We start from the raw sequence: 14868 nt of genomic DNA, 5'->3' as shown, positions 1-14868 counted from the left end.
GCCCCACCTCGCCCCCGTCCCACGACCCCACCGCCCCGGCCGCCGTCCGCCCCGGCCCGCCGCATGCCGATTCCGCCGTTCCGGTCCCGGAGCTGCTGCCCCGCCCCCCGCGCGGTTTCACCGGCAGGGACGCCGAGCTGGCCGCCCTCGACCGCGCCGCCGGTGTCACGGACGCGCCCGTCTGCCTGATCACCGGGCCCGCCGGGGTCGGCAAGACCGCGTTCGCCCTGCACTGGGCCCACCAGCGGCGCGCCGCCTTCCCCGACGGGCGGCTCTTCGCCGACCTGCGCGGCTTCAGCGACACCCCCGCGCCCGACACCGGCTCGGTGCTGCGGGAGTTCCTGCTGGCGCTGGGCACCCCGGCGCCCCACGTCCCCGAGACCACCGCCGCCCGCGGCGCGCTGTTCCGCGCGCTCACCGGCGGACGCCGGCTGCTCGTCGTCCTCGACAACGCCCGCTCCTCCGAACAGGTCAGACCGCTGCTGCCCGGCGGCGACCACTGCGTGACGCTGGTCACCAGCAGGGACCGGCTCGGCGGGCTCATCGCCTCCGACGCGGCCCGGCCGCTGCCGCTCGCCCACCTCCCGGCGGCCGACGCCGAGGCACTGCTCGTCAGCGTCCTCGGCGAGGAACGCGTCGCCGCCGAGCCGGAGGCCGCAGCCCGGCTGGCCGGGCTCTGTGACGGGCTGCCGCTCGCCCTGCGCGTCACCGCCGCCCGCCTCGCCGAACGCCCCCGGTGGACCCTCGGCGCGATGGCCCACGAACTCGCCGACGAACAGGGCCGCCTGGCCCTGCTGAACGTCGAGGACACCGGTGTCGCCGCCGCCCTCCACCTCACCGTGCAGCAACTGCCCGAACCGGCGGCCCGGATGTTCCGAGCCATCGGCCTGCACACCGGTTCCGACCTGGACCGGTTCACGGCGAGCGCCCTCGCCGGGACCACCCCCGCCCAGGCCTCCGCCGACCTCGACCGGCTCGCCGCGGCCCACCTGCTCACCGAGTCCGTCCCCGGCCGCTGGACACCGCACGACCTGGTCCGTCTCTACGCCCGCCACCTCGCCCCGCAGGCCGACCCCGAGGGACTGCGCCGCCTCCTCGACCACTACCTCTACACCGGGCTCGCCGCGGACGCCGCCGCCGAACCCGGCTCGCAGCCCTGCTACGCGCTGCCCGCCGACGCCCGGCGCCCGGCCGCCACCCGCGAGTTCGACGACCGGGCCGCCGCGCTCGCCTGGTACGCGGCGGAGCGCCCCGCGCTGGAGGGTGCCGTCGCCGCCGCCGCTGCCCTGGGCCTGCACGACCGGGCCTGGCGGCTCGCCCTCGTCCAGTGGCCGCTGATGCTGTGGCGGATCACGGACGGCTGGACGCCTCTTCTGGAAGCCGGACTCGCCTCGGCCGAGCACGCGAAGGACCTCGACGCGCAGGCGCGGACGCGGGCACTGCTCGGCTGGATCCTGCACGAGGAGGGCCGGGACGCCGAAGCCCTCGTCCACCTGGAACAGGCACCCGGGCTGGCCGCCCGCGCGGGCGACACGATCAGCGAGGCCATCGCCTGCGTCAACCTCGCCGCCGTCCTGGACGCCACCGGGGACGTCACGCGTCCCGGGGAGCTGATGGCCCGCGCCGTCGCGCTCGCCGACCGCACCGGCCACCCCTCCACCCAGGTGCTGACACTCCAGCACCTGGCGCAGCACTGCCTGCGGACCGGCGCGTACGAGGCGGCCCTCACGCACACGCTGCGCGCCACCTCCCTCGTCTCGCCGCACGCCGCCGTCGGCCGGGCCCAGCTGCGGATCCTGTGCGGCGAGGCGCTGGCCGGCCTGGGCCGGACCGACGAGGCCGCCGAGGAGTTCCGGCAGGCCGCGGCGGCGTCCGAGGCAGCCGGTTTCACGCCCGGGGCCGAACGGGCCGCGCACCTGCTGTCCGGGCTGGCAGCGAAGCGTTAGCGGGACGTAAGCGGGACGGCAGCGCGGGACCCGAAGCTGTACATGGCACCGAGCACGGGACACCGGGCACGGGACGCCGGACGCCGACGCCCGATGCGGAGGCGCCCGGAGTACGGGATTCCGGACGCCGCCCAGGACCACGACCGCGCCACCGCGCCAACGACCGCGGAGGCGTGTGGGTCAGGGGGCACCGGGTGCCGGCCACGACCGCCGCACCACCGGCTTCACCGCCATCACCGCCTTCATCACACCACGGGGGAGAACCACCATGCGCAACCACCGCAAGCACACCGTCCTGGCCGTCGCCGCAGTCGCCGCCCTCTCGCTGGGCCTGACCGCCTGCGGCGGCGACGGGTCCGGCACCAAGGACGAGGGGGGCGCCTCGACGTCGCAGACGGCCACGGACACCGCGAAGTCCGCCACCGCCACGACCGGGGCCACCGTCGCCGCCGACTCCGCGGGCTCCGCCGCGTCGGCCTCCGGCGGGTCCGGCACCGCGAAGTCCGGGACCCATGCCCAGCCCGCCGCCAAGAACAAGGCCGGTTCCGGTTCTGCCTCCGGCAAGTCCGGCGTGACCGCGCCCGTCTGCACCTTCCAGGACGTGAAGGTCAAGGCGGCGAAGGCCGAGGAGACACCCACTGAGCACGTCGTGCTGACGGCCACCAACACCTCTGGCCACTCCTGCCGCCTGCTGAAGTACCCGCTGCTCGCCTTCGGCCCCATTCAGACCGCCAAGGACATCCCGGCCGTCGCGAAGAGCAACCCGGGGGTGCCCGTCGTCCTGGCGTCCGGCGCGTCGGCGTACGCCAACGTCCGGATCGCGAACGGCGGTGCGCACGAGGACAACAAGGTCGTCAAGGAGTTCAACGTGAACCTCTTCGCCGCCGACGGACCCGCTGAGGGCAGCATCGTCGTCCACGCCCCGGCCGGCGGTCTCGCGGTCGACGAGGCGGTCGCGAAGACCGGCTACTGGACCGAGGAACTGCGCAACGGCGCCGACGAGTTCTGACCGGCGCGGCCCGAAGCCGTCCGGCGCGGCCGAGGGTCGCCCGGCGCGGCCCGGAGCCGCCGGGTACGGGCACAGGGCCGCCCTCCCGTACGGGGCACAGGGCCGCCCGGCACGGGCACAGGGCCCGGTGCGACCTGCCCGACCGGGCGGGGCGCGCCGGGCCCTCCCCGTTCTCGGGCCCTGCGGTGTCCGCACGTCTCACGCGCTCCCGGTGTTCTCACACGCTCCCCGTCGCCAGCCGGCAGGCCTGCGCGCACGCGCGCACCAGGGGACGGTCCGCGTCCTCGCGGCGCCAGGCGAAGGCGTAGCGGCTGGGTTCGATGCCGCGCACCGGACGGGTGGTCACCCCGCCGCGGGTGACCAGCGGGGCGTTGCCGGCCGCGACCAGGCAGACGCCGAGCCCCGCGACCAGCGCCTCGTACGTCTCCTCGGCGCTCGCCACCTCCGCGCCGATCCGCGGCGGGCGCCCGCCGCGGGCGTCCAGGGCGAGCCAGTGGTCCCGCAGCGCCCCGGCGGCCCGGGGCAGCGCCAGGAACGGCAGCGCGACCAGATCGGCGAAGTCGATCTGCGTACGGGCGGCCAGCGGATGCGTCTCGGGCAGCGCGACCAGGCGCGGCTCCTCGGCGACCACCGTCCACCCGTACCGCTCGGGGTCGGGCAGCGGCAGCCAGACGAAGGCGGCGTCGGTCTCCTTGTCCGCCAGACCCGCCGTCGGGTCGTCCCAACTCACCTGCCGCAACCGCAGGGACGCCCCGGGCAGCTCGGCGGTGAACCGGGAGCGGATCGCCGGCAGCAGTCCGCCGCGCCCCGGGCTGGTGCTCATGCCCACCACCAGCGTGCCGCGCCGCGCCGAGCGCGCCGACTCCACGACGGCGGCACCCCGCTCCCAGTCCTCCAGCACCCGCAGGGCGTGCGGCAGCAGCGCCTCCCCGGCGTCGGTGAGCGCCACGCCCTGCGGCCCGCGCTCGAAGAGTTCGGTGCCCAACTGCCCCTCCAGCGCCCGGATCTGCTTGCTCAGCGCGGGCTGCGACACGTACAGCCGTTCCGCGGCACGGGTGAAGTGCAGTTCCTCGGCGGCCGTCGCGAAGTACCGCAGATCTCTCAGGTGCACGTCCGTCGTCATAACCATCGGCTATCACGACGGATCTTGGACGCGCCACCGCTTCCGGGCCGAACCTGGTGACAGGAGCACGAGCACGAACGTGAGCACGCACGCGGACGCGAGCACGCACGCGGGAACGAGCGCGAGCGCGACGACGAACCCAGGAGGGGTCATGAACAAGGTGTGGCTGGTGACCGGGGCGAGCAGCGGTTTCGGACGGGCGATCACCGAGGCCGCCGTCGCGGCCGGTGACATCGTGGTGGGTGCGGCACGGCGCCCCGAGGCCCTGGCCGACCTCGTCGCCGCGCACGCCGACCAGGTGGAGGCGCTGGCGCTGGACGTCGCCGACACCGCCGCCGCCGGGGCCGCCGTACGGGACGTGCTGGCCCGGCACGGGCGCATCGACGTCCTGGTCAACAACGCGGGCCGCACTCATGTCGGCGCCTTCGAGGAGACCACCGAGCAGGAGCTGCGCGAGCTGTTCGACGTGCACGTCTTCGGTCCGGCCGCGCTCACCCGCGCCGTGCTGCCGCACATGCGCGAGCGGCGCTCGGGCGCGATCGTGCAGATGAGCAGCATGGGCGGGCAGCTGTCCTTCGCGGGGTTCGCGGCGTACAGCGGGACGAAGTTCGCCCTGGAGGGCATGTCGGAGGCGCTGGCGGACGAGGTGGCCGAGTACGGCCTCAAGGTGCTGGTCGTCGAGCCGGGAGCCTTCCGTACGTCGCTGTTCGGCACCGGCCGGGCCGGGGTCAGCGCGGACAGCGGCCGGTACGCCAAGGTGAGCGAGACCCGCGGTTCCGTCGCCGGCGGTGACGGCAGCCAGCCCGGCGACCCCGCGAAGGCGGCGGCGCTGATCCTCGCCGCCCTGGAGGCGGACGACACCCCCCTGCGCCTGCCGCTGGGCGACGACGCGGTCACCGCCGTCCTCGGCCACCTCGACCAGGTCCGCGGCGACGTCACCGCCTGGGAGAAGCGCACGCGCGCCACCGCCTTCGACGACTGAGCCCCGACGGCCGCGCGGCCCGCTCGCGCGGTACGGCCCCGCGCGGACGCCACGGCCCTGCGCCGGCGCCAAGGCCCTGCGCGGCGCCACGGCCCTCCCAGGGGGTTCCGGCCCTGCACGGCGCCACGGTCCTCCCAGGGGCGCTACGGCCGTGCCAGTCCCGACTTCAGTCCCGCCCCGCACAGCGGCACCACCGCCGACCTTCCGCCGAGCGCGCCCTCCCGCACCGCCGCCCAGCAGGCCACGCCCGTCGCCTCGACGTACAGGCCCCGCGAGGCGAGGTCCAGTTGCGCGTGGCGGATCTGGTCCTCCGTCACCGTCAGGAAGGTGCCGCCCGAGCCCCGCACCGCGCGCAGGATCTGCCGGGCGCGGGGCGGGCGCGGGATGGCGATGCCCTCGGCGTAGGTCGGGGCGAGGGGGGTGGTGCCGGTGAGTTCCTCCGCGCCCTGCGCCCAGGCGTCGGCCAGCGGGGCCACCGCGGCCGCCTGCACCGCCCACAGCGCCGGACGCCGGTCCAGCAGCCCGGCCCCGTACAGCTCGGAGACCGCCAGCGCCGCGCCGAGCAGCAGCGTGCCGTTGCCCACCGGCAGCACGAGCACGTCGGGCAGCCGGCCGCCCAGGTCCTCCCACAGTTCGTGGACGTAGGTCTTGGTGCCGTGCAGGAAGTACGGGTTGTACACGTGCGAGGCGTAGAACGTCTCCGGTTCGTCCGCCGCCCGCTGCGCCGCCGTGCCCGCCGCCGTCCGGTCGCCGTCGACGATCTCCAGCCGTGCGCCGTGCGCCTCGATCTGCTCCAGCTTCTTCGCGGAGGTGCCCAGCGGGACGTACACCGTGCAGGGCAGCCGGGCGCGGGCGCAGTACGCGGCGATGGCCGTGCCCGCGTTGCCGCTGCTGTCCGCGACCACCCGGCGCGGGCCGGTGCGCTGCGCGAGCTGGGCCAGCAGCACCGCGCCCCGGTCCTTGAACGACAGCGTCGGCATCAGGTAGTCCAGCTTCGCCGACACCTCGTCCGTCAGCGTCACCAGCGGGGTGCGGCCCTCGCCCAGGGACACCGAGGGGGGCGCGAGCGGCAGCGTCTCCGCGTACCGCCACAGCGAGTTCACCCGCCCGGTGAGGGATTTCAGGGGCGCCGGAGTGGGCGAGAAGTCGAGGTCCAGGGGGCCGTGGCAGGACGGGCAGCACCAGGCGAGCGAGTCACTGGGGACCCGGACGCCGTCGGTGGGGCAGTAGCGGTCCGGCAGACTTGTCATGGAGGCAGGTTAGGGGCGGACGGCGCCCCGCTCCGGGTACGGCGTCGGGTCGGTGACCCACCCGGCGGCGACGGCGAGGCCGGTCGGCCGGTGCACGGTGGGGAAGCCGAAGGGCCGGTCGAGCCACGCAGGTACGAGGGCGGCCGTGTGCCGGGCGGCGGGGCGCCGCGCCGGGCGCGGCCATGACGGCGGTCACCGCGGCGGCCCGGAACCCGGCCCCGCCGAACGGGGCGACCGCCGAACGCGGGGCCGCCCGCCGACCGTCGGACCGCCCACCGCCCCCGTGGCCGTCACCACGCGGTCCGTCACCATGCGCAAGGCTATGGGCCTGGCCAGGCAGGGGTCCCCGCCCGGGCGGGGACGCGCGGGTCGCGGACGGGACCGGGCGGCAGGTGTGAGCACGCTCATAGCGGGGAGAAAGTGCCTGGGTAAAGCCCCCCGACCCCAGAAGTCATCACATCGAGTGATTCTCTGGCCTTCACTTGCCTGGCTCAACCTACGGTTGTCACGCTGTTGCTGTCTGTGCAACCTGATGGGAGTGGCCAGTGACTTTCGGTGAGCAGCCGGCGTATCTGCGGGTCGCGGGCGACCTCCGCAAGAAGATCGTCGACGGCCTGCTGCCCCCGCACACCAGGCTGCCCTCGCAGGCCAGGATCCGCGAGGAGTACGGCGTCTCGGACACGGTCGCCCTGGAGGCGCGCAAGGTGCTGATGGCCGAGGGCCTGGTCGAGGGCCGCTCCGGCTCGGGGACGTACGTGCGCGAGCGGCCCGTGCCGCGCCGGGTCGCCCGTTCCGGCTTCCGCCCGGCCGGCGGGGCGACGCCGTTCCGGCAGGAACAGGCCGACGCCGAGGCGCGCGGCAGCTGGGAGTCGCGGAGCGCGCAGGCCGCGGCGAGCGTCGCGATCGCCGACCGGCTCGGCATCAAGCCCGGCGACCGCGTGATGTGCACCAAGTACGTCTTCCGGGAAGCGGGCGAGGCGATGATGCTCTCCACCTCCTGGGAGCCGCTCGCGCTGACCGGCCGCACCCCCGTGATGCTGCCCGAGGAGGGGCCGCTCGGCGGCATGGGCGTGGTCGAGCGGATGCGCGCCATCGACATCATCGTGGACAACGTCACGGAGGAGGTGGGCGCCCGGCCCGGCCTCGCCGAGGAACTGATCACGCTCGGTGGGGTGCCCGGCCATGTCGTCGTGGTCGTCCAGCGCACGTTCTACGCCTCCGGCCGGGCCGTCGAGACGGCGGACGTGGTCATCCCGGCGGACCGCTACCGCGTGGCGTACCACCTGCCCGTGAAGTAGCCGCCCGGGCGCGGTCTCCGGACGCCGGCCGGGGGCCGGGAGTCACCCGGCGTCGAGCTGGTGGTCCGCCCAGACGTAGGTCTCGGGCAGCAGCTCGGCGACGGGGACGCTGCGCAGGTGCTCGCCCGCGCCGACGATGACCTCCAGGGCGGGGAAGTGGTCGAGGAGCACCTGGCGGCACCGGCCGCACGGGGGGACGACCCCCCGGTCGCGGTCGCCCACGGCCACGATCGTCTCCAGCCGGTGGGCGCCCTGGGCGGCCGCCGCGCCGATGACGACCAGTTCGGCGCACGGGCCTCCCGTGAAGTGGTAGACGTTCACCGCGGTGATGATCCGGCCGTCGTCGGCGCGGGCCGCGGCGGCCATGGTGTGCTCGTCACCACGGCAGCGGGTGCGCGCGACGTGCGCCGCGGCCCGGATGAGTTCGTGGTCGACGTGGCCGGCCCCGGTCTGCGTGGTCATCTCTTCCGCCCTCGTCATGGGTTTCCTTCGTCCTGCAAGTCCTGCGCCCGATGCCTGGTCGACTGCCGCGTCAGACGCTTCGTCAGGTGCGAACGGCAAGGCCCGTGCGGCCGGTATGGCCCGTGCGGACGATACGCGCCGTGCGCAACATGCCGACGGTACTGACCGTACGGAAGGTGCGGGGCCCGGAGCCCGCCGGCTCCGGAGTCCGGCAGTCCCGGAGCCCGGAACCGCCGAAGTACCGAAGTACCGGAGTGCCGGAGCGCCCGTGCGTGGGGGTGGTGCGCGCCCCCACACGCGGACCCGTGGGCCGCCCTTCCCTCCCGCTCTCTGCCCGGGGCGCTGGATTCCGGCCGTTCTCGCAGGTCGCCCGTGCTCGCGCCGGCCGGCGGCGCCATGCCTGCGACCGCGCGCCCCTCATGTCCGCGAGCGGCGCGTTTGTCGTCGTGCGCCCCCTGTGGATTGGCCGGTTGTATGCCTCTTTGTGAAAAGTCGTATTCGCTGAGTGAAGGTTGGGCGTAGGCTCGGGCATATGCGAAGTGCGGTTTCCCGGCAGGGGGCCGGAAGCCGGACGTGACCGGGAGCGCGGGGGCGCGCAGGGGCGGGAAGGAGCAGTGGGGTGGGATGAACGACAGCACGATCACTCTTCCCTGGCTCGTCGTCCGGCAGGACGACAACGGCAACCGCTACCGCGTGGGCAGGTACGCCACCCGCGCCGAGGCGCAGAAGATCGCCGACAGCCTCGACCGGCGCGGCCACAAACAGCTCTACTGGGTGGAGTGCGTCGGACAGTCCGGCGGCGGCCCGGCGGCCGGCGGCCCCGACGCCTGACCCTCCCCGGGGCACCGCCGTCCGGCGACCGGGAGCACGGACCCGGGAGTGCGGCACCCGGGAGCACCGGCGCCTGCCTCCCGGCCCCGGCGCAGGGCCGCCGGCCGGCCCCCCGGCGCGGCTCCCGTAGGCTCCGGCCATGACCGAACGGATCGTGGTGGTCGGTGCCGCCCTGCTCGACGGCGGCCGTCTGCTCGCCGCGCGCCGCAGCGCGCCCCCCGAGCTGGCCGGGCGCTGGGAACTGCCCGGCGGGAAGGTCGAGCCCGGTGAGCTGCCGGAGGCGGCCCTCGTGCGCGAGCTGCGCGAGGAACTGGGCGTCGACGCCGAGACCGTCGCGCCGGTCCCGGGCGCCTGGCCGCTGAGACCTCCGTACGAACTGCGGGTGTGGACGGCCCGTCTGCGCCCCGGCTCCGCCGCCCCCGAACCCCTCCAGGACCACGACGAACTCCGCTGGCTGGCCCCGGCCGAGGTCTGGACCGTTCCGTGGCTGGACCAGGACGTGCCCGCCGTACGCGCCGCCCTCACCCACCTGGAAGCCGCCCCGCGGACCTGAGCGGCCCTCTCGCCGGGATGCCGCACGTGTAGGCCTTCCGCCGGGCAGCCGCCCGGGTACCGTCGGCGGCAGGGCGGTACTGGGTCTGGCATATCGGGTATGGGCCCTTTAACCCCATGAAACCGGATATGGGGGGCTCGCTGACCCGGGAAGTGATCGGCGTGATCGACACCGAAGGCGACTGCGCGGAGTGGACGTTCTCCGCGGAGCCCGGCGCGGTGCGCACCGCCCGCTCCGCGGTCCGCGGCCAGTTGCGCAGCTGGGAGCTGGACAGCGTCGGTGACACCGCGGTCCTGCTGGTGAGCGAACTGGTCACCAATTCGCTGCGGCACGCCCACGGCCCGATCGGCCTGCGCCTGGTTCGCCCGGCGGGGCTGCCGCGCGTGCTGCTGGTGGAGGTCTCCGACCCGCTCCCCGACCCGCCCCGCGAACGCCCCGTCCACCCCGACGACGAGAGCGGGCGCGGCCTGCAACTGGTCGCCGCCGCCTCGCGCCGCTGGGGCACCCGGCCGGACGAGACCGGCAAGACGGTCTGGTTCGAACTGGCCGTACCGGCCCGCGACCGCGCAGCGCGGACCCCCGGCGGCTCCCCGCCCGACGGTTCACCCTCCGCCGGCTCTCCGTCCGGCGCTTCCCCCTGCGACGGCTCCCCGGACGGGAGCAGCCGGACCGGCCGCGTTCGCCCGTGACGAAGGGTGACGAGAAGGGCGGAGGAGGCCGTCCGCCGCGCTCGCAGGGGACACTCGTTCACGGCGGTTGTCCGCAGTGGGGTTCGACGGGGTGTCGCCTGGTTAGAAGACAGGTTGTGTTGTCACAGGACGAACCGGGCCGGACCAGAAAGCATCGGGATGGTCCTGTGATCGTGAACACCGTGTTGCGCGGCGCCGTAGTGCTGGATACTGCGGGCAGCCGCCCCCGGTGACAGGTACCGGACGCGGTGAGCTGGAGGGGACGGTTCGCGTGAGCGAGATACCAGCGAAGGCCGCGGAGTCCGAGGACCCGTCGGACGGCGCGAGGACGGGGTCCGCGGGTGGCGGGGCCGCCGGGGGACCCGCAGGGGTCGAGGGGGCGCCTCCCGCGGACGCGATGTGGCAGAGCAGTCCGCCCGGCTCCATCTACGACTACATCAAGGTCGCCTCCTTCTCCATCGGTCCCGACGGGCACGTCGACCAGTGGAGCCTGCGGGCCGAGCAGTTGTTCGGCATCCCGGCCGAGCGCGCCGTCGGCATGGACCCCATCGAGGCGTTCATCGACTCCGACCTGCGCGAGCAGGGCCAGCGCAAGATGGCCGAGATCCTCGACGGACGGGAGTGGACCGGCGTCGTCCCGTTCCGCCTGGTCCCCCCGCAGGACGACGGCGGACGGCCGCGCGCGGGAGGCGGCGCCACGGACCCCGACGGTCCGCGCGGCACGGCCGGACGGGGCCGCGCGGGCGGTGTCACCCGCGGTCTCGCCGAGGTGTACGTCATGCCCACCCGCACCGCCGAGGGCGACAAGGCCGCCGTCTGCATCGTCGTCGACGTCCGCACCCTGCGCAGCATCGAGACCGACCTCGCCGCCTCGCAGGCGATCTTCGGCCAGTCACCGTTCGGGTTCCTGCTGCTCGACCCCGACCTGCGCATCCGCCGCGCCAACCAGCGCTTCGCCTCCATCTTCGGCGGCACCCCGGACGACCACCGCGGCAAGGGCCTGTACGACTATCTGCCCCGCGCCGAGGCGGACCGGGTCACGGCCACCCTGCGCCGGGTCCTGGAGGACGGCGAGTCCATCACGGACATGCACGTCACCGGGTTCGTCCCGGGCTCCGACCAACGCCGCCACTGGTCCATCAACCTCTACCGCGTGCACAGCGGCAGCGGCCGCCCCATCGGCATCGCCTGGCTCGGCACCGACATCACCGCCCGCCGGGCCGCCGCCCGCGAAGCCGCCGCCGCACGGCGCAATCTCGCCCTCCTCAACGAGGCCGGCGCCCGCATCGGCAACTCACTCGACCTGGAGACCACCGCCCGCGAACTCCTCGACGTCGTCGTCCCCGGCTTCTGCGACCTGGCCACCGTCGACCTCTACCAGGGCCTGCTCGCCGGTGACGAGACCCCGCCCGGCCTCGCCGACGGCAGCGCCGAACTGCGCCGGGTGGCGTTCGCCAGCGCGGTCTCCGGCGCCCCCCTGTCGGCCACCGGAGCCCCCGTCGAACTGGGCGCCGTCCACCACTACCCCTTCAACTCCCGCTGCGCGGACGCCCTGCGCACCGCCCGCCCGCAGCTCGTGCCCGGCGAGGACGGCGGCCTGGTGCACTCCACGCTGGCCGTGCCGATGGTCGCCCACGACACCGTGGTGGGACTGGCGCAGTTCTCGCGGACCAAGGGCAGCGAACCGTTCGGCGACCGCGACCGCGATCTCGCCGTCGAACTCGCCGCGCGCGCCGCCGTCTGCATCGACAACGCCCGCCTCTACCGGCGCGAGCACGAACGCGCGCTGATACTCCAGCGCTCCCTGCTGCCGCCGGGCGACCCGGAGGCCTCCGGCCTGGACATCGCCTGCCGCTACCTGCCCGGCAACGCGGCCACCGGCCGGCCCAGCGAGGTCGGCGGCGACTGGTTCGACGTCATCGAACTCCCCGGCCACCGCACCGCGCTGGTCGTCGGCGACGTGATGGGCCGCGGACTGCGCGCGGCCGTCGCCATGGGTGAACTGCGCACCGCCGTGCGCACGCTGGCCCTGCTCGACCTGGAACCGGCGGAGGTCCTCTCCCAGCTCGACGAGATCGCCCGCGGCCTCGGCGCGCCCGGTGGCGTCCAGCAGGCCACCCGCGCCGCCCGCAGGCCGCGGGAGGCGGACCTGTCGGAGGTCTACCTCGCCACCTGCGTCTACGCCGTCTACGACTCCGTCACCCGCCGCTGCACGTTCGCCAACGCGGGCCACCTGCCGCCCGTCCTGGTCGAGCCGGGTGAACAGGCGCTGATGCTGGACGTCCCGCCCGGCCTGCCGCTCGGTGTGGGCGGCGAGCCGTTCGAGGAGGTGACGGTCGAACTTCCCGAGGGGGCCCTGCTGGCGCTGTACACCGACGGCCTGGTCGAGTCCCGCGACCATCCGCTGGACGAGGGGCTCCAGGCCTTCGTCGGCGCGCTCACCGCCCCGAACCTCCCCCTGGAGGACGTCTGCGACCACGTCCTCGACACCCTCGGCAGCCACCACGGCGAGGACGACATCGCCCTGCTCATGGCCCGCGTGCAGGGCCTGCCCGCCGAGTCCGTCGGCGACTGGACGCTGCCGCGCGAGCCGCGCAGCGTCGGCCGCGCCCGCGAGTACGCCCGCAGCCAGCTCCTCGCCTGGGACCTGGAACCGCTGGTCGACACCACCGAACTCCTGGTCAGCGAGCTGGTCACCAACGCGCTCAGGTACGGGGAGGGCGAGATCAGGCTCCGCCTGCTGCTGGACCGCACCCTGGTCTGCGAGGTCTGGGACGCCGGCCTGGTCCAGCCCCGCCGCCGCCGTGCCCGCGACACCGACGAGGGCGGCCGCGGCCTCCAGCTGGTCGGCCTCCTCAGTGCCGCCTGGGGTTCCCGCCGCACCCCCCGCGGCAAGACGGTCTGGTTCGAACTCCCCCTCCCCGACGGCGACAGCCCCCTCACCGACCCGGCGGAGGCGCTGCTGAGTCTGTTCTGACGTCGAGTGCCTCGACCGCGGACAGGGCGGAACGAGGCCACTCACGCTCCCGAGCCGCGCGGTCCGAGGATCCATGACGCGGCGGATCCGCGGGCGTGCGGAGGGCGGCGTTCAGCAGGAGGCCGATCGCCTGGGGAGAACCCTTTTGCGGCCCGTGACGGCGGGGGTCAGGAAGTACCTTCGTCGCCCATGAGTTCTTCCAGGGAAACGTCCCCGAGGGATTCCTCGTCCAGCGCCGGTGTTCGGTGCAGGACGGCCTCCGCGTTCGCGATCATTCGGGCGATCTCGATCGGCGGGTGCTGGAATTCTTCCATCACGACGTCGTACGGCTCGACACGGTACGTTTTCCCGTCCAGCCCCGTCGCCTTCACGACATACCGATAGCCGGCCGGTGAGGCCGGGTCCTCGGCCTTCTCCCAGACCGCACCGTCCCGGCGCACGAGGAGATCACCGAGGTAGGACGTCAGATCGGTGTGGAGGGTGATCCAGTCCGACTGCTCGAACTCGTTCAGCGGCAGCCGGTCCACGTAGTTCTGCAGCGCGGGCAGGACCGTCAACGGGTCCTCTGCGTACCGCTCCGGAGAAACACCGAGGGCGGACGCCAGGCCTGCAGCGTTGCGGTGGGCGCCTTCCGTCCACTCCCGCACCTCGGCAGCAGGTCCGTCCGGTGTCCTGTTCTGCATCCTGCACAGCCTCCCACTCGCCTCTCAGGGCGAGTCTACTTGTCCTTGAGGGGAAGATCGTGACTAGCTCTTCTTCGGCGCCGGACCGTATTCGAGGAAGATGATCTTCGCCTTGATGAGGTATTCCCGCAGTGCGGCGGAGGGCCCGGCGTGCGTGAAGGACCAGCGAGGATCGAAGTTGGGATCCAACCGTCTCAACGCCACGTCTTTGTGGATCTGCTCTTTGATGTGCTTGCTGAGCGGAACCTCGTTCCTGACCGTCTGCTTCATCCCGTCCTGCAAGGTGATGGTCCGGTACTGTCCGTACGTCTTCACCTCTACGGCGACCGTACGTCCGTCGGGCAGGTCCACAGGGACGTCGACCTTGCGGCCGCCGGTGGCGGTGACGGGGTAACGGGGGTCGCTGTTCGTCGGCACGGGATAGTGACGCTCGGCGCCCCCACCCCACAACTGGCGGTGGAACTCCTCGCCCCGCTGCCAACGAGTGGCCACGTCACGGCTGTTGCGGACGTCTCTGAGGGTGAGCGGGCCGTCGGCGGGCAGCAGCGCAGGCCTTGAGTAGTCGGGCTCGTGTCCGGCATACGGATCGTCGCCGCCCTGGCCGTGCCCTGTGTCCGCATGGTCGTCCAGGCTGTCGTCGAAGACATCGCCCGGGTCGTCAGCCGGGTCGGCTCCGGAGAGGTCGTCCGTGCCCCCTGGGCCTTCCGGATGCCCCGTGCCGTCACCCGAGCCGGTGTGCTCATGGTGGGTACCCGGCAGGTCTCGGCCCGTAGGGGACCCACCACCGGCGCCGAGGGTCTCCGCTCGGGCAGTCGTCCCGGGATCGTCGGTCCGGCCGGACAGGTGAGTTCCCGGAGCGCTGCCAGGCCCGTGGCCGCCCGGGGCCGACGAGGCGCCCGAGTGGCCCCCGCTCGTGGTGGGCGTGTGGTCGTGGCCGGTGCGGAGGGGGTTGTCCAGTTCGTTCGTGGGCAGGTGGTCGCCGGCGTGGCCGCTGGGGGTGTGCTGCGGGGCGTGGCCGCCGGGCAGATGGTCGCCACCCGCGTGGCTCGTGGGGATGTGCTCGCC

Annotated in this window: 11 protein-coding genes and 2 pseudogenes; 8 read left to right on the top strand and 5 right to left on the bottom strand. The window is 74.2% G+C overall.

What is annotated here, in order from left to right; translation table 11 throughout:
- Both IG64_RS36560 and IG64_RS36555 read left to right on the top strand, forming a co-directional pair.
- On the top strand, positions 1-1946 hold a 1946-nt coding region (locus tag IG64_RS36560), incomplete at its 5' end, for an ATP-binding protein (RefSeq protein ID WP_037864673.1).
- 175 nt (positions 1947-2121) lie between these two features.
- Positions 2122-2955 (top strand): DUF4232 domain-containing protein, encoded by an 834-nt coding sequence (locus IG64_RS36555; protein ID WP_234438740.1) that lies wholly within the window; start codon positions 2122-2124, stop codon positions 2953-2955.
- A 217-nt stretch (positions 2956-3172) separates the two neighbouring features.
- Here IG64_RS36555 and IG64_RS36550 read toward each other — a convergent pair whose 3' ends face one another.
- Positions 3173-4084 (bottom strand): LysR family transcriptional regulator, encoded by a 912-nt coding sequence (locus tag IG64_RS36550; RefSeq protein ID WP_037864671.1) that lies wholly within the window; start codon positions 4082-4084, stop codon positions 3173-3175.
- A 145-nt stretch (positions 4085-4229) separates the two neighbouring features.
- On the opposite strand from IG64_RS36550, the gene IG64_RS36545 reads away from it, so the two are divergent.
- Positions 4230-5060, top strand: a complete 831-nt coding sequence (locus IG64_RS36545) for an oxidoreductase (protein WP_037864668.1) — start codon at positions 4230-4232, stop codon at positions 5058-5060.
- A gap of 143 nt (positions 5061-5203) precedes the next feature.
- On the opposite strand, the gene IG64_RS36540 is transcribed toward IG64_RS36545, so the two are convergent.
- Positions 5204-6310, bottom strand: coding sequence for a threonine synthase (locus IG64_RS36540; protein ID WP_037864666.1), 1107 nt, complete (start codon positions 6308-6310; stop codon positions 5204-5206).
- Positions 6311-6855: 545 nt separating this feature from the next.
- Here IG64_RS36540 and IG64_RS36535 point away from each other — a divergent pair.
- Positions 6856-7608: a GntR family transcriptional regulator gene (locus IG64_RS36535; RefSeq protein ID WP_037864665.1), complete on the top strand. Its 753-nt coding sequence runs from the start codon at positions 6856-6858 to the stop codon at positions 7606-7608.
- Between the two features lie 42 nt (positions 7609-7650).
- Here the strand turns inward: IG64_RS36535 and IG64_RS36530 are convergent, their stop codons facing one another.
- The gene (locus tag IG64_RS36530) at positions 7651-8070 is read right to left on the bottom strand and encodes a cytidine deaminase family protein (protein WP_078884430.1); all 420 of its coding nucleotides are present in this window, start codon (positions 8068-8070) and stop codon (positions 7651-7653) included.
- Positions 8071-8694: 624 nt separating this feature from the next.
- On the opposite strand from IG64_RS36530, the gene IG64_RS36525 reads away from it, so the two are divergent.
- The 4 genes and pseudogenes from IG64_RS36525 to IG64_RS36510 all read left to right on the top strand — a co-directional run bounded on the left by IG64_RS36525 (position 8695) and on the right by IG64_RS36510 (position 13120).
- Positions 8695-8901 (top strand): SPOR domain-containing protein, encoded by a 207-nt coding sequence (locus IG64_RS36525; RefSeq protein ID WP_037864663.1) that lies wholly within the window; start codon positions 8695-8697, stop codon positions 8899-8901.
- Between the two features lie 139 nt (positions 8902-9040).
- Complete coding sequence (locus IG64_RS36520; protein WP_037864662.1) at positions 9041-9454, top strand: (deoxy)nucleoside triphosphate pyrophosphohydrolase; 414 nt, start codon at positions 9041-9043, stop codon at positions 9452-9454.
- A gap of 116 nt (positions 9455-9570) precedes the next feature.
- Positions 9571-10008: pseudogene (locus tag IG64_RS36515) on the top strand (ATP-binding protein); the annotation flags it as partial.
- 406 nt (positions 10009-10414) lie between these two features.
- Positions 10415-13120: a SpoIIE family protein phosphatase gene (locus IG64_RS36510; RefSeq protein WP_037864661.1), complete on the top strand. Its 2706-nt coding sequence runs from the start codon at positions 10415-10417 to the stop codon at positions 13118-13120.
- Positions 13121-13287: 167 nt separating this feature from the next.
- Here IG64_RS36510 and IG64_RS36505 read toward each other — a convergent pair whose 3' ends face one another.
- Positions 13288-13803 (bottom strand): hypothetical protein, encoded by a 516-nt coding sequence (locus IG64_RS36505; RefSeq protein ID WP_063758871.1) that lies wholly within the window; start codon positions 13801-13803, stop codon positions 13288-13290.
- Positions 13804-13866: 63 nt separating this feature from the next.
- Positions 13867-14868: pseudogene (locus IG64_RS36500) on the bottom strand (hypothetical protein); the annotation flags it as partial.

The sequence above is a fragment of the Streptomyces sp. NRRL S-340 genome (assembly GCF_000720185.1).
Classification (GTDB): domain Bacteria; phylum Actinomycetota; class Actinomycetes; order Streptomycetales; family Streptomycetaceae; genus Streptomyces.
The sequence above is the reverse complement of the archived record's forward strand: the minus strand, read 5'-3'. Positions and strand labels throughout refer to the sequence as shown.

What these genes read in the sequence shown, in the direction of transcription:
- IG64_RS36550 (WP_037864671.1), bottom strand. Translation starts at nt 4,084, where the DNA reads ATGGTTATGACGACGGACGTGCACCTGAGAGATCTGCGGTACTTCGCG.
- IG64_RS36545 (WP_037864668.1), top strand. Translation starts at nt 4,230, where the DNA reads ATGAACAAGGTGTGGCTGGTGACCGGGGCGAGCAGCGGTTTCGGACGG.
- IG64_RS36540 (WP_037864666.1), bottom strand. Translation starts at nt 6,310, where the DNA reads ATGACAAGTCTGCCGGACCGCTACTGCCCCACCGACGGCGTCCGGGTC.
- IG64_RS36530 (WP_078884430.1), bottom strand. Translation starts at nt 8,070, where the DNA reads ATGACCACGCAGACCGGGGCCGGCCACGTCGACCACGAACTCATCCGG.
- IG64_RS36525 (WP_037864663.1), top strand. Translation starts at nt 8,695, where the DNA reads ATGAACGACAGCACGATCACTCTTCCCTGGCTCGTCGTCCGGCAGGAC.
- IG64_RS36520 (WP_037864662.1), top strand. Translation starts at nt 9,041, where the DNA reads ATGACCGAACGGATCGTGGTGGTCGGTGCCGCCCTGCTCGACGGCGGC.
- IG64_RS36505 (WP_063758871.1), bottom strand. Translation starts at nt 13,803, where the DNA reads ATGCAGAACAGGACACCGGACGGACCTGCTGCCGAGGTGCGGGAGTGG.